Origin of the sequence: Mycobacterium neumannii (genome assembly GCF_048452905.1) — a bacterium.
GTDB lineage: Bacteria > Actinomycetota > Actinomycetes > Mycobacteriales > Mycobacteriaceae > Mycobacterium > Mycobacterium neumannii_B.
Map to the genome: position 1 here is coordinate 1753647 of NZ_JBCGVF010000003.1, position 18467 is coordinate 1772113.

Genomic DNA, 18467 nt, shown 5'->3' on the forward strand with positions numbered 1-18467 from the left:
CGCAGAAGCGCCAGCTCTCCAGGCAGTTGCTCGCGCAGGAAAGTCAGGCGTTCAGAATCCGTTCGCCGATGACGCGCCGATGGCGCAGGGCCGAGATCTCCTCGCCGGTAAGGCCCAGTTCGCCGAGTACCTCGTCGTTGTGTTGTCCGAGAGTCGGTGACGGGGTGCGGTGGTTGCGCGACGGCCCCGGCGTGATCCGAAAAGGCCATCCGGGGTACCGCTGCCGACCGGCGATCCGATGGTCCAGGTCTTCATAGAACCCGCGCGCGTCGAGCTGGTCGATATCGTACATCCGGTCGGCGGTCATCAGCCGTTGCGCCGGCACGCCGCGTTGAAGCAACGCTTCGGCGAAATCGTCGGCCTGCCGCGTGCCCGCGCACTCGGCGATCACCTCGTCGAACTCGTCGTGGTGGCGCAACCGTGCCTCCGCCGACGCGAATCTTGGATCCTCGCGCAATTCGGGGCGGCCGATCACGTCGGTCACGGCGGCCCAGTCGGCGTCGTCACGCACCGTAAGTGCGACCCAATCATCCTCTCCCGCAGAAGAATAAACGCCTTGTGCGTCACGCCGGTGCCGGTTGCCCTCGCGTTCGCGCACACGTCCTGTCAAGGAATACTCGATAACGGGTTCGGCCGTGACGGCGGCGCCAACCTCGATTTGCGCGACTTCGATCAGCTGGCCCTCACCGGTGCGGCGTCGGTGTTCGAGCGCAGCGAGCAACGCCACCGTGGCGTGCACACCGGCGATCGGATCGGCCGGTCCCTGCAGGTTGCATGGCGGACCATCGGGGTAGCCGGTCACCGCGGACATCCCTGCGAGCTGTTCGATGTTCAGAGCCCAGCCGACGTAGTCCCGCCACGGGCCCTGTAGGCCGAACCCGGGCATGCGCACCATGACCACACCCGGGTTCGTCTGGACCAGGGAGTTGTAGTCCAACCCGAACTGTTCAACCACCCGCGGCGAAAAGTTCTCGATCACCACGTCGGCATCGGCCGCAAGGCGCAATGCCAACTCCCGGCCGGCGTCGGTCCCGAGGTCGAGGGTGATGTCGCGCTTGTTGAGGTTCGTGCCCTGCCACAGCGGCCCGATCTCGTACCAGTCGTCGCTGTTGCGCAGCAGCGAGCCCGAGTACCGATGCCCATCGGGCCGCTGGATCGACTCGACCTTGACGACGTCGGCGCCGAACGCGCCGAGATAGCAGGTGAGATACGCACCGGCCCAGAACGTGCTGAGGTCAAAGACTTTCAATCCGGCGAACGGGCTTGTCGCGTTGCCGACATTCGCCGTGTCGCGTTCCCCGCGGGTCTCCCACTGCACGGTGTCCTCCGCGCCGAGAGGCGGCGCGGGCCGCGAAGCACCCACTGGCGTCCTCGACAACCGAAACGGCGCCCCTGGCCGTCGAAACCGCGCGTCCTCGGGTCCGCCATCGACGAAGAAGCCGCGGTCACGGTACTGCGGGCAGTCCTGGATCGACGAGCCGTCGTTGATGGGGGCGGCCGGAATCCGCATGGCCTGACTCAGCTCGACGAGATCGCCAACCGAGATCGAGTCCAGCCAGGGCTGCGCCTTCGCGAAAAACTCATCGCGCTCGGGCCCGCCCAACATGATCGCGAGCTGGTGTTCGCCGAATTCGGAAAGCCCCATCATCGCGCAGACGTCCAGCCAGTGCTGTCCAGTCAGACAGTTGATGCCGATCCAGCCGTCAGCCGCGCGGACGATGCCCAACATCGGTGCTGCCTTCGAGTTGGTCGGCAGACCCATGCTTTTCAGCCGCTCGGCCATCAGCATCGGATAGGGCAGCGTGCACAACAACGACTCGAACGCCGAAACGTCGGCTTCCACGAGCCGACCCGGTCCGGCGTCCGCGATGCGTAGAGCGGTCAGCGCCGCGAGTGCCGCGTAGCCTCCCGCAATGTATTCGGGTATGCGCGCTCCGGCCTGCACGGGCGGTCGCCCAAACTCCCTGACATTCACCCACCCCGACGCCGCTTGCAGGGTCAGTGATGTCGACGGCCGGTCACGCCGGGGACCGTCCTGCCCATAGTCCGAGATCCTCACGACGGCGAGGCCGGGGTTGATCCGTTGCAACGAATCGCGATCTAGCCCCAAGTCGAAACGCTCGGCTGACCCAGCGGCCAGATCCTCGACCAGGAGGTCGGCCTTGGCGATCAGCTCGTGGGTTTGTTCGATACCATCGGCTGTACTGAAATCCAGTGTCAAACCGTGCTTTCCGGCGTTGAGGTACTCAAACAACCCGCCGCGCTCCTGCGAACCCTCACGAAACGGCCCCCAGGCGCGCAGCGGATCACCCGTCGGCGGCTCGATCTTGCACACGTCGGCACCGAGGTCGGTCAGGAGCTTGGTGCAGTACGGTGCCGCGATGTCGCTGCCAAATTCGACGACCCGCAGTCCGGCCAGGGCGTCGCTCACGCCGGAACCCCGATCGCCTTGGGCTCCATATATGCACGCAATCCCATGACCCCGCCCTCACGACCGATGCCGCTCTGTTTGAAACCGCCGAACGGAGCGTCGCCGGGGATCGTGCCGTTGATCGAGACCTGGCCCGTCCTGATGCGCCGTGCGATGCCGACGGCGCGTTCGATATCGGTGCCCCACACCGCACCGCCGAGCCCGTACGCCGAGTTGTTCGCCACGGCCACCGCCTCGTCGTCACCGTCATAGCGCAGAACGGTCAGCACCGGCCCGAACACCTCCTCCTGCGCAATGTACGAATCGGGGCTGGTGTCGGTGAGAATTGTTGGCCCGAAATAAAAACCCTCCGAGTGGTTTTCGGCCCGCCCGCCGCCCGCCACCACCTTCGCGCCATCGGACTCCGCCCGTCGGACGAAACCCTCCACGCGCTCGAGATGCCCCCTGCTGATCAGTGGCCCCATGTCCACCCCGTCGTCGGCGGGATTGCCGACCGTCACCGCACGCGCCAGATCGGCGAGCCGGGTGACGACGTCGTCGTGCAGTGCGGCGGGGACCACGAGCCGGCTGTTGAGGATGCACGCCTGCCCCGCATGGAGCGTGCACCCTTCGAACAACAGCCGTTCCAGGAGCTCGTCGGTGACCTCGACATCGTCGAGCAGAACCGAAGCCGACTTGCCGCCGCATTCGAGCAGGATCCGTTTCATCGTCCTCGCCGCGCCCGCCATCACGTCGCGGCCGACCGCGGAGCTGCCGGTGAAGCTCACCATGTCCACCCGCGGGTCCAGGGTCAGCGCCTTGCTCGCATCGATGCCGGTGGGAGTGACGACGTTGACGACGCCGGGCGGGATATCGGTCTCGTCGTCGATGATCCGCGCCAGGGCCAAGCCGGCGAGCGGCGTCAGCGGTGACGGTTTCAACACGACAGTGTTGCCCGCGGCCAGCGCCGCACCCACTTTCATCACGTTGAGGGTGTGCGGAAAGTTCCACGGCGTCATGATCGCCACCACGCCGAGAGGTTCGTACCGCAACAGCGTGGTACCCGCCGCCCCCCATGCGTCCATCGGCGCCTCGGCCGGCTCGAGCGCGAGTTCCGCGGAATGCCCCGCCATGAATGCGGGGCCGTCAACGTGGATCAGGCGTTCGTTTGCCGTGCAACCCCACTCCGCCCGCGCGAGCGCGTAGATCTCGTCGCCATGGGCGAGCAGCGCATCACTCAATTGCTGCAGGCACCGGGACCGCTCGTGCGGTGTCGCCGTCGCCCACGGCCCGGTGTCGAATGCGGTTCGCGCGGCGGCGATCGCCTGCTCGACCTGCGCCACCCCGGCATCGGGCGCCGTCGCGATGACAGCCTCCGTGGCCGGATCGACGACTGCATATCGGCCGCTTTCCGGTTTCACCCAACTGCCGTTGATGTAGAGGTCATAGTCGTCGACGAGAGTGGATGCGGCCATCAGATCACTGGACCTTCCTGCTTACGGCTGGGGGCCGTCGAGTCGTTACCCGGGGTATCGAAATACCCGACATCTACGCCTTGTGTGTACACCGGCGGGGCCCGACCAGTCAACGTCCGGGGTGGTTATCCTGCGGCGATGTGCATTGACACGGTGATCTCATGTGCTGTAGACAAAGTTTGACCGGACATTTGTATTTGATTTGTCCGATGCCCGATGTGTTGAGGAGAGCCTGCGTGCCCACGGAATCGACGCCCCGACCCACCTCCGCTCACCCTCTGCACTCTCCGGACTTCTACGCCGGCGACCCGTACCCGGCCTACCGGGAATTGCGCGAGACGACTCCGGTGGTGTGGAACGACGTCACGAACTTCTGGGCGCTGACCAAATACGAAGACGTGCGCTTCGTCTCCGGCCATCCGATGTTGTTCTCGTCTACGCGCGGCATCACGATTCCGGATCCCAGCCAGCCCGAGCCCGTCCAAGAGGGCAACCTGATCTTCACCGATCCGCCGCGACACCGGCAGCTGCGCAAGCTCATCAACGCGGGGTTCACCCGGCGCCAAGTGTCGTTGCTGGAGCCCACGATCCGCAGCATCGTCGACGGCATAGTGAACGGCATCGACCCCTCCCGCGAGTACGAGTTCGCCGAAGAGATTGCGGCACCCCTACCCACCCGGATGATCGCCGAAATGCTTGGCGCCGCACCGGAAGACTGGGAGAAGTTCCGCACCTGGTCCGATGCCGCCGTCGGCACCGCCGACCCCGACATCGAGCTGGACCACCTGGTGGCGCTCGGTGAGCTGTACGAATACTTCACCAAACTGATCGAGGCCCGGCGCTCAGGCGAGGTAACCGGACAGGACGATCTGTTGAGCATCCTGTCCGCGGCCGAAGTCGACGGGGAACGCCTCACCGATGCCGATCTGCTCAACTTCTCATTCCTTCTCCTGGTGGCAGGCAACGAGACCACCCGCAACCTGATTGCGCTCGGTACGGCGATGCTGCTGAATCATCCCGATCAGTTCGCACTGCTTCGTTCGGATCCGACACTGCTGACATGCGCGGTCGAGGAGATGCTGCGCTTCACCAGTCCGGTGACCCACATGGCGCGCAGAGCCACCGCAGACGTCGAAATCCGAGGACAGAAGATCCGGGCCGGCGACACGGTGGTGATGCTGTACGGCGCGGCCAACCGAGATGAGGAGGTTTTCGGACCCACGAGCGAGGAGTTCGACATCACCCGGAACCCGAACCCGCACATCGCCTTCGGCGCCGGTGAGCATGCGTGTCTCGGCGCTCAACTGGCAAGGCTCGAAGCCAGGATTATGTTCGAGGTGCTCTTCGGTACCTATCCGAGCATCGAGCTCACCGGGGACGTGACCCGCCTGCGCGCGACGATGGTGCCGGGCGTCAAACGCATGCCGGTGCGCCTGAAAGCGAGCGTGTGATGGATTTCGACTATACCCCCGAACAGGAACGACTTCGCGCTGAGTTCCGGGAGCGCCTCGAGGCGGTGATGACCCCCGAGCGGCGTGCGGCGGTCTCCGGCCTGATGGAGGGCGGCGCGGCGATGACCGAGTGCAGGCGCGCGCTCGGCGAGGCCGGTCTGCTCGGTGTCGCTTGGCCCGTGGAGTATGGCGGACGCGGGCTGACCGCGCTGGAGCAGTACATCTTCAGCGAAGAGGCGCGCCGCGTACATGCGCCGTTGCCGATGATCACGCTCAACACCGTCGGCCCCACCCTCATTCAATACGGCACCGAGGAACAGAAGCAGAAGTTCCTTCCCGCGATACTCAAGGGCACCGTTGACTTCGCGATCGGCTACTCCGAGCCGGGGGCGGGAAGCGATCTCGCCTCGTTGCGAACGACCGCGGTGCGTGACGGCAATGAGTTCGTCATCAACGGCTCGAAGATGTTCACCAGTGGAGCGGAGTTCGCCGACTACATCTGGCTGGCGGCGCGAACGGATCCAGAAGCCAAGAAACACAAGGGCATCACCGTGTTCATCGTGCCCACCGACTCTCCGGGGTTCTCGTGGAAACCCCTGCAGACCATGCCGGGTGTGTCGACCTACTACACGTTCTACGACGATGTGCGGGTACCCGAGAGCGCGATCGTGTTCGGCGAGAATCAGGGCTGGAAGCTGGTGACCAACCAGCTGAACCTGGAGCGCGCTGCGCTCGGCAACCTCGGCGCGCTGGAACCGTTGTTCGCCAAAACGGTGGAATGGGCCAGGACCACGCCACTCGACGACGGACGCGTCATCGACCAGCCGTGGGTTCAACAGGCCCTCGCGCGTGTCGAAGCGCAGGTCGCGGCCTACCGATTGCTGAACCTGCGGGTCAACAGCAACATGAGCTCCGGAGCACTCGGTATGGGAGAAGCCTCTGCGGCAAAGGTTTTCGGAACTGAACTCACTCAGCAGGTGGCCCGAGAGCTTCTCGACGTCGTCGGGCAGGCCGGCACCCGGAAGGGCTCCGACGCGCCTCTGAAGGGTGAACTGGAAAGCGCTTACCGCCTCGCCGTCATCAACACCTTCGGTGGCGGCGCAAACGAACTGCAACGAGACATCATCGCCATGGCGGGTCTCGGAATGCCACGCGCACCCCGCGATATGCGAGCGTCCTGAGAAAGGAATCTCCAGTGACCGACACAGCGAAAGACGAACTGCGCGAGCGCCTCGACGCGCTCATCGGAAAGCCCACCGACGGTGTCGGCAAGCCGGTACGCGCGCCGGATCCGGTGAACGCCGCGATGATCCGGCACTGGGCGTACGCGCTGGGCGACATGAACCCGGCCTACCTGGACCCCGCGTTCGCGAAGAACTCCCGCTACGGCGACATCGTGTCACCGCCGGTGATGTTGCAGACCTGGACGATGCCACCACCGAAGCTGGCGGGCATCCACGAACGCGGCGGAGTGCCGATCGAGATGAAGGGCGAGAATCCCCTGCAGTTCCTCGCCGACGCCGGCTACACCGGCATCATCGCGACGAACTCCGAATTCGAGATCGAGCGCTATCCGCGAGTCGGCGATGAGATCACCTCCGAGACGGTCTTCGACTCGATCTCCGATGAGAAGAAGACGGCCATGGGCAACGGGTTCTTCGTCACATGGGTGACCACATACCGCGATCAGAACGGCGAAGTCGTCGGCCGCCAATGGTTTCGCACCCTGCGGTTCAAGACGGGCGGCGAGTGATCGATGGCCAGTCGACTCGCTCCCAGCATCAGTCCGGACACGGAGTTCTTCTGGTCAGGGCTCAAGGAGCAGGAGCTCCGCATCCAGCGCTGTACCGACTGCAAGACCTTCCGCGTTCCGCCGCGACCGATGTGCGGTAGCTGCCTGTCACTCAACTGGGATTACGTCGTTTCCAGCGGACAGGGCACGGTCTACAGCTTCGTGATGCCGAAGTACCCGCCGCTGCCCTTCCTCGAGTATCCCTACGTCGTCGCGCTGATCGAACTCGACGAAGGCGTTCGCATCGTGTCGAACCTGTGCGACATAGAGCCAGAGGCGATCGAGGTCGGAATGCCCGTCGAGGTCTTCTACGAGACCTTCGAGGCACTGCCAAGCGGCGAAGAGCTGGTCCTGCACCAATTTCGGCCGGCGCGCTGAACTAGAGGAAGCCACACATGGATTTCACCTTTACCGAGGAGCAGGAGACCGTCGCCAAGGTCGCCCGACAGCTCTTCGAGCACCGCGCCACACCAGAGCATTTGACCGAGCTCGAAGCGGGCGAGGTGCGGTACGACGCTGCACTGTGGGCAGAGTTGGCGTCGGCCGACCTGCTCGGAATCGCGCTGCCCGAATCCGTCGGCGGTACCGGCGGTGGTTTCCTCGAGTTGGGTGTGCTGCTCAGCGAGGTCGGGTACAGCGTTGCGCCGGTCCCGGTGTACGCGACGCTCGTGCTGGGCGCCGATACGATTGCCCGGCACGGCGATTCGGAACTTCAACGGCGGTGGCTGTCCGGGGTAGTCGACGGCAGCAGCCTGTTGACCGCGGCGCTGGCCGAACCGGGCAGCTCGGATCCGGCCGCACCGCGAACCACCGCACGAACTGACGGGCAGGGCTGGCGGCTCACCGGCGTCAAAGAGTTGGTGCCCGCGGCGCAGATCGCTTCTGCCATGGTCGTATCGGCCACGGCGGACGACGGACCCGGCTTGTTCGTCATCGAGACCGACGGCAGCGGCTTGGATGTGGTTCCTGTTTCCACGACCAACGGCGAGCCGTGCGCCGACATCGAGTTGACCGATGCCATCGGGTCGCGGCTGACTGAAAATGCCGATGCCGACATCGTCCGCGCGTTGTACAGCAGGGCGCTGGTGGGTCTGTGCGCGATGCAGGTCGGGGTCGCCGACCGTGCGCTGAAGCTGGCCGCGTCCTACACCAGCGAGCGTGAGCAGTTCGGTCGCCCGATCGGGTCGTTCCAGGCCGTACAACAACGTCTGGCCGACGCGTTCATCGACACCGAAGCGATCCGCTGGACCGCGTGGCACGCGGCCTGGCTGATCGCCGAAGGCAGGCCCGCCGAGCGCGAAGCGGCCATCGCCAAGTTCTGGGCCGCCGAGGCAGGCGCACGGGTCGCCGCGTCCGCTCAGCAGGTACACGGCGGCATGGGGATCGACGTCACCTACCCCCTGTCCCGCTATTTCCTGTGGGCCAAGCAGATTGAACTCGCGCTCGGATCGGCGTCACAGCAGCTGGCCCGGCTCGGCAACGCATACGCGGAAGGACCAAACCGATGACCTCTACCCTGAATCGCACCACCACGCTCGCGTGGAACGACGTCACCGTCGGCGACCAGGTGACGCCGCTGGACGTTCCCGTCACAACCACGCTGATCGTCGCCGGCGCCATCGCATCGCGCGACTACATGCCGGTGCACCACGACCGTGACTTCGCCAATTCCCAAGGTTCCAAAGACATCTTCCTCAACATCCTGACGACCAACGGGCTGTGTGTGAAGTTCTTGCATGACTGGGCAGGGCCCGAAGCCATGGTCAAGAAGCTGTCCATCCGGCTCGGCGTGCCCGCCTATCCGAACGACCCGCTGCGGTTCGAGGGCAGCGTCACCGATAAGTCCTCGGCGGACGGCGAGGGGCTTATCGAGGTCACCTTCAAGGGCACCAATAGCCTGGGCGATCACGTCAAGGGCACGGCGGTGCTGAGCCTCCTCGAGGGTGTCTCGTGACAGACGGCATCGGCGGCCGGGCTGCGCTCGTCGGCATCGGCCAGACCGAGTTCTCCAAGGAATCCGGCCGGACCGAAATGCAACTGGCCTGCGAAGCGGTCAAGGCGGCCGTCGAGGATGCCGGCCTGAGCTCCAAGGACATCGACGGCATGGTGACCTTCACCGTCGACGAGAACGAAGAGATCGAGGTCGCCCGCAACGTCGGAATCGAGAACCTCACCTTCTTCACCCGCGTACCGCACGGAGGGGGCGCCGCGGCGGGCACCGTGATGCAGGCCGCGATGGCGGTCGCGACGGGTGCGGCCGAGGTCGTGGTCTGTTACCGGGCTTTCAACGAGCGCTCCGGGTTTCGGTTCGGCGGCGCCGGACGCCAACCTGGCGTCACCCCGCTGTGGATGGCACCGTATGCCCCGTTCGGATTCATGACGCCGGCGGCCTGGGTAGCCCTACACGCGCATCGGTACATGACGACGTATGACGTCACCAACGCCGACTTCGGCAAGATCTCCGTCATCGACCGAAAGCATGCGGCCAAGAACCCCGACGCCTGGTTCTACGAGAAACCGATCACCCTCGGCCAGCACCAGGAGTCGCGCTGGATCATCGAGCCGGTGTTGCGTCTGCTCGACTGCTGTCAGGAGAGCGATGGCGGGGTGGCGATGGTCGTGACCAGTGTCGAGCGGGCACGCGATCTCGCCAAGCCGCCAGCCGTGATCACGGCCGCGGCCCAGGGCGCCGCATACGACGGCGAGGTGATGACGAGTTACTACCGTGACGACATCACCGGCCTCCCTGAGATGGGCGTGGTCGGCGACAAGCTCTGGCGCAACTCCGGATTGAAGCCCGACGACATCTCGACCGCGTTCCTCTACGACCACTTCACCCCGTTCGTGTTCACGCAGCTCGAGGAGCTCGGGTTCTGCGGACGCGGTGAAGCCAAGGACTTCGTGTCCGTCGACGAGCTTTCGCTGGGCGGCAGGATGCCCATCAACACCAACGGCGGCCTGCTGGGCGAGGCTTATATCCACGGGATGAACGGCATCACCGAGGGCGTCCGTCAGGTCCGCGGCACCTCCTACAATCAGGTCGACGATGTCGAACATGTGTTGGTGACCTCGGGCACCGGTGTACCGACCAGCGGCCTCATTCTGGCACCGGACCGCTGAGCGGTTAATGTCGTGCGGTGGCGTCGGACGTGACCCAATCGGTGGAGGTCGACACCCGGGATGTCATCATCTCGGCCGCCTTCTCCTGCTTCCGCACGCGCGGGTTGGCCAAGACGACCATCGTCGACATCGCCCGCACCGCCGACGTGTCGCGCAGCACCTTCTACGAGTACTTCCGGGACAAGGAGACGATCGTCGAAGCGTGCGCCGAGGCGGCGTCGCAACGGTTCTACCGCAATATGGCCAAGGCCATCGACCGGCACGGGGGCAGCACGCTGGAGGGGCGGTTGGTGCGCGCCGCAGTCTTCGTCGCCCAGGCGCGTCGGGTGGTCGAACCCGAGGTGTACTTCGACGCCGCGGAAGTTAGCCTCATGATGACCAAGAACGCCGCCACACTCCTGAAGGAATGCGCCGATTTTCTGACCCCTTATGTGACCGCAGCCAAGCTGACCGGCGAGGTTCGTTCGGACCTTGATGTGCCATCTGCATGTGAGTGGTTCGCCCGAATGTTGTTCTCACTGTTCACGACTCCGTCAGCGGTGATCGACATGCGCAGCGATGATGCCGTGGCCGAATTCGTGCGCGCATACGCCGTGAACGGATTTGTCGACAGCGGTCGACGCCGGCGCTAGCAGGATTTGCTCATGACAAGCCAAACAGATGCGATCTACTGAGAATGCGTATTCTCATAAGCGATATGTTGCCTTCTGGCAGCGCGCACGAGGAGGGTCCGAGTGAAACCAACCGTGGCGACAGCAACGCCGATGCCGACGTCGAAACGGACGGGGCACCCGCCGGATCGGGATCACGCAGCGCCCTACAGGCTCGTCGTCCTCGCGCCGGATACGGCGGACGCGGTATCGGCGGCAGGCGGACTCGTCGTCGACGCCCTACGCGCGGGCTGGCGCGTAGCGATCTACCTCGAGACGCAAGCCCATGCACAGGCACTGCAAATCCTCGGTGCCACAGGCCATGCCCTGCCGCCCACCTTCGATATCGAATCGCATCGCCCGGACGCAGTCGTGTTTGCCGCGGCGATGTACCACCAGCATCGCGGAGTGCGCCGCTTCATCGCTGATGCCACGCGGCGGTACGGTGCCGACGTGGCGGCATGGGGCGGAACCTGGCCTGCCGCACCCGCTTCCGCGGCCGAAATCAAACACCGCCTCAGCTCCGCCGCGTACGCCTTCAAGCACCATGCGCTCAAAGCGGTGGGTACAGACGCACCTTTGTCGAACAACGAAGCGTTCAGCGGTCGACTCGACCGTCTCACCGCAGTCGAACCGGCGCTTCCGGACTGATGGACCGCCTCAGCGCGTCCTGCGCACAGGGACATTCGAGTAACCGCACACGTTTGACATCGCCACCCGCCGGAGACCGTCGCGGTCGACCTCATACTCGGGCAGCAGGTCGAGCAGCGCCTCGAACGCGATGCGGCTTTCCATGCGCGCCAATGCCGCTCCCAGACAGCTGTGTATGCCGTAACCGAAGGCGAGGTTGAAGCCCATCTTGCGTTCGCGGTCGATGTTCACTCGGTCCGGATCGGTGAACATCCGCTCGTCGCGCAGGGCAGATCCCGTCACGAGCAACACGGCTGCATCTTTCGGGATCGTGGTGCCGTAATAGTCGATATCGCGTGTCGCCGTGCGAACCTGGTATTGCGATGGCGCTTCGTATCGCAGTAGTTCCTCGACCGCCGCGGGAATCCTGCTGCGGTCTGTGCGAAGTTTCCGCCACTGATCGGGAAAGTCGGCGAATGCGACCATCGCGTTTCCCACCAGCTTGGTGACCGTTTCCGCGCCGGCGCCGCCGAGCATCGTGGCGAATCCCGTGATGTCGACGTCGGTGAGCTTTTCGACCACTCCGTCGCGCTCGATCTCCGTCTCGATGAGACGGCTGATCATGTCGTCCTGTGGTGTTGCCCGACGCTGCTGTACGAGGTCGTAATAGTAGAGCCCGGTGTTCATCGAGGCTTCGTAGCCCTCTCTGGGAACGGCGATCTCACCGGGACGACGTTCGAGAAGGAGATCCAGCCACCGGCGGATCTGGTCGCGGTCTTCCTTCGGCACGCCGAGCATGGTCGTGATGACCTCGTTCGGAAACAGCGCCGAGAAGTCAGCGACGACGTCGAACTGCTCCGGATCAAGCGCTTCGATGCGTTCGTAAACCTTCGCGCGGACCATGTCTTCCAGCGCGGCGATCGCACGGGGGGTGAAGACGTTGCTGACCAGTCGCCGCATCTTTTGATGCTCCGGTGGATCCATCGAGATGATCACCTTCGGCACCGGGATGGCGTCGTCGTGAGCCTTGACCATGTCGAGAGTGGCGCCCTTGGCCGACGAGAAGGTCTCGTGGTCCTTCGTGGCGGGTGCCACGTCGTCGTACCGCGTCAGCGCCCAGAAGTCCCACTTCTTGCTGTAATAGACCGGCGCCTCGTCGCGCAGGCGGCGGTAGGTGTCGTACGCGCCGTCGAAGAAGTCTTGCGAGAACGGGTCGAATTCGACGGGCCGTCCATCGACCTCGCTCGAGGGCGCATTCACAGGATCGCTCCGGAATCCTTGAGTTCTTCGATGGTGTCCCACTCAATTCCGGCGTCCATGAGGATTTCCTCGGTGTGCTGACCGTGCTCGGGCGCGCCACCGGGAGTAACCGACCGCTCGTTGAACTGAACGGGATTGGTGGGGAGCGCGAACGGCACGCCGTTTACCGTCTGGGTATGGGCCACATATCCGTTGGCTGTGACGGCGGGATCGTCGCAGAGTTCACCTGGGGTCTGCACAATGCCCCACGCGCCCGAGAGCACTGCCAGAGTCTCCCGCCATTGCGCAAGCGTGCGCTCGGCGAACGCCTTGTCGAGCAGGGCGATGAGGCTGACCCGGTTCTCGAACCTTGATGCGGGGTCGGCGAATCGCGGGTCATCGATCAGTTCCGGAAGCCCGATCACGCGCATCGCTTCGGCGTAGAACTTGTCAAGTTGCAGCATCATCAGCTGGACGTAACGGCCGTCCTTGGTGCGGTACGTCCCCACCAGCGGGTTGGGGGCATCCGCGTGTCCGAACTTGGGAATCGCGCTGCCGCCGTGAATTTGGCTCACCGCCACGTCCGGGCTGAGATTCCAGGCTGCAAGCCCGAGTAGGGATACGTCCACCACCGATCCCTCGCCGGTCGTCGCCTTCTTGTAGAGCGCCGCGGCGATACCGCCGGCGATCGTCATTCCGCCGAGGAGATCGCCGAAAGCAGGACGTGAGCGTACGAGCTCATCGGCGTCCTCGGTCAGGACGGTGGCGATGCCACCGCGCGCCCAGTAGGAGACACCGTCGTAACCCGGCTTGTCGGCGTCCGGGCCCTTGGGGCCGTGACCCGATCCCCGCACGTACACGATGCTCGGATTGACTCCCCGGATGTCGTCGACGTCGATGCCGAACTTCCGGCGGCGATCCGGCAGATAGCTGGTCAGAAACACATCGCAGGTCTTCGCCAGTGCGTGCACCACCTCCCGACCACCCGGCGTGCTCAGATCTACACCGATCGATTTCTTGCCGCGATTCGGGATCTCGATCATGTAGTTGACCGCGCCACCACCTTCGTCGACGATCCCCATGGTGACGAGCCCACGCTGTGGATCACCGCCGTCACGCGGCTCGACCTTGATGACTTCGGCACCCCACTCGGCGAGCACCGCACCTGCCGACGGCACGAATGTCCATGCGGCGACCTCGAGCACCCGAACTCCGCTGAGCACGTTATCGACGGAAATGTGGTCCTCCTACAAGCGTTAACGGGCATTTTCAGATTTGAGAATCACACTATCGTGAGGCCTCCGTGAGCGCTACGGCCGCCGGGACAGGCGCTCGGGAAGCGTCGGATCACCGCTGTCCCAGAATGCCCGCCAGGTTGGCATGCGGTGTGGCATCTGAGCGCGCAGCGGTACATCGGTGGGCCACCGGATGAATTCCGGCCCGGGCCGCTCGGTCACGTCGACGGAGTACCAGGGATGCTCGCGTCGTTTGACGAAGTACCAGACACCATCGCGACGCTCGTAGACGTCGTCGTAACGCATCGTGATGACATACCACCCGTCGCCGTCCTCATGCTCGGCCCGACAGTAGGTCGACCCCGTTGCATGGTCAGGATCGGCGAAATCGAATGCATGCCCGCAGATCAGGTGGATGCTGCGATAGAACCTGCGAAGCACCTCGTCGTACCACTGCCTGAGCGCCGCTCTACCGGTGCCGTGCGACCCGGCGTGGACGTCGTCCACAAACAACGCCACCAGGGCATCGAGATCTCGCGCATCGAGAGCCATGGCGTAGCGGCTGGGCAATTGGGTGATCTCGATGCTGGACTCGAGTCGATCCACCCGGTCGGACATCGACATGGCCGGAGTCTAATGGCCAGGGACATCGCGCGAGAACCGATATTCTCGTTTCTCCGGTGAGGATGGCTATCCTGTTGAGGCCAGCCCGTTCGAGCGCAGGATTGCTAAGGACTTCACCTCGTGCCCTTTCCGACACTCACGCCAACGATTCCCGCCCTTGTCAGGTCGTCTGCGGCGCGGTTCGGAGACAAGCCGTTTCTCGTCTCGGATGGTCAGACGCTGACCTACTCCGACCTGGACCAGCAGTCCGCGCGGTTGGCGACGGCGCTGCTCGACGAGGGCTTCGGGAAGGGCGACCATGTCGGCATCCTGATGCCCAACAGCGTCGACTGGGCGGTCGCCTGGTTCGCGATCACGCGTATCGGCGCGGTTGCGGTGCCGCTGAACACGTTCTACAAGGCGTCTGAGCTGGCATGGACCGCCCGGCACGCCGATCTGCGCGCGATCCTCGCGCAGTCGAGCTTCCGTGGCCACAGCTTCCTCGACCGCCTCGAGGAGGCGCTACCCGGCCTCGCCGACCAGGGCAGTCCTGGCAGGCTGGCCGTGTCGAACGCGCCGTTTCTGCGCACGATCGCGGTGTGGGGACGCTGCGACCGGCCGTGGGCGACGACGTTACCGGTCGGCACCGGCGGGAGATACGATGCGGACTTTTTGGCCGAGGTCGAGGCGTGCGTGACGCCGGCCGACGACGCGATGATCATCTACACCTCGGGCAGCACCGGAGACCCGAAAGGCCCTGTGCACACGCACGGCACGTTGGTGCGCCATACGTACAACCTGACCTTCGACTACGGCGTCACAAACACCACGGTGATGTTCACGGCGATGCCGTTCTTCTGGGTTGGTGGTTTGATCACCGGCATCCATGCGGTGATCCACCACGGTGCGACGCTGGTGACCCAACCGGCGTTCGACGCCGCTGACGCGCTGGAGTTGATCGAGCGTCATCGCGCGACCATCACGCTCGGTTGGCCGCAGCAAGGCAAGTCGCTGGCCGAGCACCCGGATTTCGCGCGGCGCGACCTGCGCTCGGTGCAGCGCACCAGCATGCCCGCCATGGTGCCCCCCGAACGCCGGCCCAAGGGACCCAATGCGCTGGGGATGACCGAACTGTGCGGCAACCACATCGGCGTCGACCCTTATCCACCGCAGCCGGCCGATCGCTCGGTGACGGGTGGCTATTCGATCGAGGGGTTGTCGCATGTTCTCGTCGACCCAGAGACGGGAGACCCTGTTCCCCCGGGCAGCGATGGCGAGATCTGGGTGCGTGGCTACTCGCTCATGCAGCGGCTGTACAAGCGGGAGCGGGAGGACGTGTTCACTCCCGACGGCTACTACCGAACGGGCGACTGTGGAGTCCAGTACGACGACGGCTGGATCACGTTCACCGGGCGGTTGGGCGACCTGATCAAAACCAGTGGCGGAACCAACGTCACACCGGGAGAGGTGGAATCGGCCCTATCCGATTGCGACGGCGTTCTCGAGGCATATGTCGTCGGTGCCGAGGACGGCCACAACGGAACGATCGTGGCCGCGGCGGTGGTTCCGCACGGCGACGCGCAGCTGGATGCCGAGGCTCTGCGGGCAGATGTCCGCAGCCGCCTGTCGGCATACAAGGTCCCGAAGTTCATTTGGGTCACCGACAAAGAGGCGCTGCCGTTCACTGCCACGGGCAAGGTCAAGAAGTCGGACCTCGCCAAGCAGCTCAGTGATCTCCTCTCAGAGAGGTGAGCGCGGCAGGGTCCGTGTTCGGCCTTGATGACGTGCGGCACCCTCTCGCTGCGAAGGCGGTCGCCCATTTCCGGAAACTTGCATTCTCGCTCGGGTACATTCGCGACGTGGCATTGGAACCGGGCCACCTCCCCGATCCCCGCTCTGGGATACAGAAGGAGTGCAGCCGTTGACTGACGAACCATTACGGGTCGCCGTTATATCCACCGGCTGGATCAGCAGCCTGTCGATCCGTGCGATTGTCCGACGGCCGCATCTTGACTTGGTCGGGGTGTGGGTACACAGTGCAGAGAAGGTCGGGCGCGACGTCGGCGAGATCGTCGGGTTGGGCCCGATCGGAGTGATCACGACCGGTGATCTCGACGACATCATCGCCGCCAAGCCCGATTGCGTGGTCTATGGCGCGGCCAGCCCGGAGATGGACGCCGCCGCGGTGCGCGACTACGTTCGTCTGCTCGCTGCCGGGCTGAACGTGGTGACTACCAATACCCCGGGAATGATGTTCCCCGACAGGTGGATTCCGCAGCTGGCCGATCAGGTGCGCGCGGCAGCGTTGTCGGGAGGCGCGACGATCTACACGTCGGGTATCGAGCCCGGTTTCGCCGGGGACCAACTCGCGGTCCTGCTGAGCACGCTGTCGAACACCATCCGGTCCATTCGGGCGCAGGAGATCTTCGACTACTCGGCATACCCCAACCGGGACCTCATGATCGATGCGATGGGCTTCGGCAAACCGCTCGATTTCACGCCGCTCCTCGAACTCGACGGTGCCCAACAGTTCGCTTGGGGACCGCCGATCGGACTGGTAGCCAAGGCTCTCGGCGTCGAGCTCGAGAAGGTCACCGAGTCCTACGAGCGGGTGGCCACCCCGCGAGATCTACATGTCGCGTGTGGAACCATTCCCGCGGGAACCTGCGGCGCGGTGCGGGCCGAGACCACCGGCATTGTCGACGGCCACCCCGTGATCACGATCGAGCACATCAATCGGATGGCGCCCGACCTGGCACCCGAGTGGGCATCGGCGCCCAACGGCACCTACCGGCTCATCATCGACGGCCAACCCCACATCCGGTGCGACCTGAGCCTCGGCACCGAGGACACGCCAGAATCGGCCAACGCCAACGCGATGGAGGCGACGGCCATGCGGGTCGTCAACGCCATCCCCTACGTCGTCGACGCGGCGCCGGGAATCGCCACGTCGCTGGATCTGCCGATCACGGCTCCCCGCAACGCGCTGGACTTCGGTTAGACCGTGAACATCGGTCCGCGGGGTGCGCCGCGCACCTCGTTGCCTCCGTCGATCGCGAAGCTCTGCCCCGTCATCCAGCCGGATTCCGGTCCAGCCAGGTAGCGCACGCCGGGAGCGATGTCATCGGAGACACCCAGCCTGCCCAGCGGTACCCGTTCCAGGAAGCTGCTCGTCAACTCCTCGAGGTGGATGTAGCCCTGAGTGGTGGCCGCTTCTGTCAGACCCGGACGTACCGCGTTGACTCGGATGCCGCGCGGGCCCAGTTCTGAGGCCGCGACACGAATGAACATCTCGAGCGCGGCCTTGCCCGCCGAGTAGTGCCCCAGCCCCTCCATCGGAATCTTGGCGGATGTCGACGAGATGAACACGATCGAGCCGCCGTCCGTCATCAGCGGAGCCGAATAGCGCAACGCCAGAAAGTTTGAACGCAGGTTTCCCATCACGAAATTCGTGAAGGTTTCGAGGTCCTGTTCGACGAGCGGCCCCGTGCCGCCACTGGCCACCGTGCCGATGACGATGTTCAACCGACCGTGGACATCGTGGGCGGACTGTGCCGCCGATCTCACGGTGTCTTCGTCTTCGGGATCCCCCTTGTGCAGCACAATCTCCGCGTCCGGCGCGGCCTCATGGATCCGGTCACGCGTCGACTCCAGCCGCTTCATGGATCGCCCCAGCAGGTACAACGTCGCTCCGTCGATCGCCAGCAGTCTGGCTGAGGCCTGGGCGATCCCCGCCGATGCACCGAGAACGAACGCCGTCTGACCGTCGAGCACACCCATGATCGGAGAAGCTATCACTTACGCAACGGACGCTCTCCAAAACCGTTAATCCAAATTCTCAGGTGCGGTAGCGTTCGCGTGT

17 protein-coding genes are annotated in these 18467 nt (G+C 64.7%); 11 read left to right on the forward strand and 6 right to left on the reverse strand.

What is annotated here, in order from left to right; all coding sequences use genetic code 11:
- Nucleotides 1-43: 43 nt before the first annotated feature.
- Both AAHH99_RS14985 and AAHH99_RS14990 read right to left on the reverse strand, forming a co-directional pair.
- Entirely contained in the window at nt 44-2431 is a 2388-nt protein-coding gene (locus AAHH99_RS14985; protein ID WP_418769304.1) for a CaiB/BaiF CoA transferase family protein, read from the reverse strand.
- Nucleotides 2428-3885, reverse strand: coding sequence for an aldehyde dehydrogenase family protein (locus tag AAHH99_RS14990; protein ID WP_418769305.1), 1458 nt, complete (start codon nt 3883-3885; stop codon nt 2428-2430). The genes AAHH99_RS14985 and AAHH99_RS14990 overlap by 4 nt, the downstream gene beginning before the upstream one ends.
- Before the next feature lie 278 nt (nt 3886-4163).
- Here AAHH99_RS14990 and AAHH99_RS14995 point away from each other — a divergent pair, with 278 nt between their 5' ends.
- The 9 genes from AAHH99_RS14995 (at nt 4164) to AAHH99_RS15035 (ending at nt 11549) form a co-directional block, all read left to right on the forward strand.
- Nucleotides 4164-5336, forward strand: coding sequence for a cytochrome P450 (locus AAHH99_RS14995; protein WP_418769642.1), 1173 nt, complete (start codon nt 4164-4166; stop codon nt 5334-5336).
- Nucleotides 5336-6517: an acyl-CoA dehydrogenase family protein gene (locus tag AAHH99_RS15000; RefSeq protein WP_418769306.1), complete on the forward strand. Its 1182-nt coding sequence runs from the start codon at nt 5336-5338 to the stop codon at nt 6515-6517. The genes AAHH99_RS14995 and AAHH99_RS15000 overlap by 1 nt, the downstream gene beginning before the upstream one ends.
- A 14-nt stretch (nt 6518-6531) precedes the next feature.
- Nucleotides 6532-7089 (forward strand): FAS1-like dehydratase domain-containing protein, encoded by a 558-nt coding sequence (locus AAHH99_RS15005; RefSeq protein WP_418769307.1) that lies wholly within the window; start codon nt 6532-6534, stop codon nt 7087-7089.
- Between the two features lie 3 nt (nt 7090-7092).
- Nucleotides 7093-7506 (forward strand): Zn-ribbon domain-containing OB-fold protein, encoded by a 414-nt coding sequence (locus AAHH99_RS15010; RefSeq protein ID WP_418769308.1) that lies wholly within the window; start codon nt 7093-7095, stop codon nt 7504-7506.
- Nucleotides 7507-7523: 17 nt separating this feature from the next.
- On the forward strand, nt 7524-8636 hold the full coding sequence (locus AAHH99_RS15015; RefSeq protein WP_418769309.1) for an acyl-CoA dehydrogenase family protein: 1113 nt from the start codon (nt 7524-7526) through the stop codon (nt 8634-8636).
- Nucleotides 8633-9082, forward strand: a complete 450-nt coding sequence (locus AAHH99_RS15020) for a MaoC family dehydratase (RefSeq protein ID WP_094287179.1) — start codon at nt 8633-8635, stop codon at nt 9080-9082. The genes AAHH99_RS15015 and AAHH99_RS15020 overlap by 4 nt, the downstream gene beginning before the upstream one ends.
- The gene (locus AAHH99_RS15025; protein ID WP_094287177.1) at nt 9079-10248 is read left to right on the forward strand and encodes a lipid-transfer protein; all 1170 of its coding nucleotides are present in this window, start codon (nt 9079-9081) and stop codon (nt 10246-10248) included. Before AAHH99_RS15020 ends, AAHH99_RS15025 begins: the two co-directional genes overlap by 4 nt.
- A gap of 29 nt (nt 10249-10277) precedes the next feature.
- Entirely contained in the window at nt 10278-10880 is a 603-nt protein-coding gene (locus AAHH99_RS15030; protein ID WP_094287279.1) for a TetR/AcrR family transcriptional regulator, read from the forward strand.
- A gap of 102 nt (nt 10881-10982) precedes the next feature.
- The gene (locus AAHH99_RS15035) at nt 10983-11549 is read left to right on the forward strand and encodes a hypothetical protein (RefSeq protein ID WP_418769310.1); all 567 of its coding nucleotides are present in this window, start codon (nt 10983-10985) and stop codon (nt 11547-11549) included.
- Between the two features lie 9 nt (nt 11550-11558).
- Here AAHH99_RS15035 and AAHH99_RS15040 read toward each other — a convergent pair whose 3' ends face one another.
- From AAHH99_RS15040 to AAHH99_RS15050, 3 genes are all read right to left on the reverse strand, one after another.
- Complete coding sequence (locus AAHH99_RS15040; protein WP_094287173.1) at nt 11559-12788, reverse strand: cytochrome P450; 1230 nt, start codon at nt 12786-12788, stop codon at nt 11559-11561.
- The gene (locus tag AAHH99_RS15045) at nt 12785-14005 is read right to left on the reverse strand and encodes a CoA transferase (protein WP_094287171.1); all 1221 of its coding nucleotides are present in this window, start codon (nt 14003-14005) and stop codon (nt 12785-12787) included. The genes AAHH99_RS15040 and AAHH99_RS15045 overlap by 4 nt, the downstream gene beginning before the upstream one ends.
- Nucleotides 14006-14077: 72 nt before the next feature.
- Nucleotides 14078-14608 carry a nuclear transport factor 2 family protein gene (locus tag AAHH99_RS15050; RefSeq protein ID WP_418769643.1) on the reverse strand — a complete coding sequence of 177 codons (531 nt, stop codon included), beginning with the start codon at nt 14606-14608 and terminating at the stop codon, nt 14078-14080.
- A gap of 138 nt (nt 14609-14746) precedes the next feature.
- On the opposite strand from AAHH99_RS15050, the gene AAHH99_RS15055 reads away from it, so the two are divergent.
- Nucleotides 14747-16357, forward strand: a complete 1611-nt coding sequence (locus tag AAHH99_RS15055; RefSeq protein WP_418769311.1) for a class I adenylate-forming enzyme family protein — start codon at nt 14747-14749, stop codon at nt 16355-16357.
- Nucleotides 16358-16526: 169 nt separating this feature from the next.
- Nucleotides 16527-17606 carry a dihydrodipicolinate reductase gene (locus AAHH99_RS15060; RefSeq protein WP_418769312.1) on the forward strand — a complete coding sequence of 360 codons (1080 nt, stop codon included), beginning with the start codon at nt 16527-16529 and terminating at the stop codon, nt 17604-17606.
- Here the strand turns inward: AAHH99_RS15060 and AAHH99_RS15065 are convergent.
- The gene (locus tag AAHH99_RS15065; protein WP_418769313.1) at nt 17603-18385 is read right to left on the reverse strand and encodes an SDR family NAD(P)-dependent oxidoreductase; all 783 of its coding nucleotides are present in this window, start codon (nt 18383-18385) and stop codon (nt 17603-17605) included. The two genes, AAHH99_RS15060 and AAHH99_RS15065, sit on opposite strands and share 4 nt — an antisense overlap.
- Nucleotides 18386-18467 lie beyond the last annotated feature (82 nt).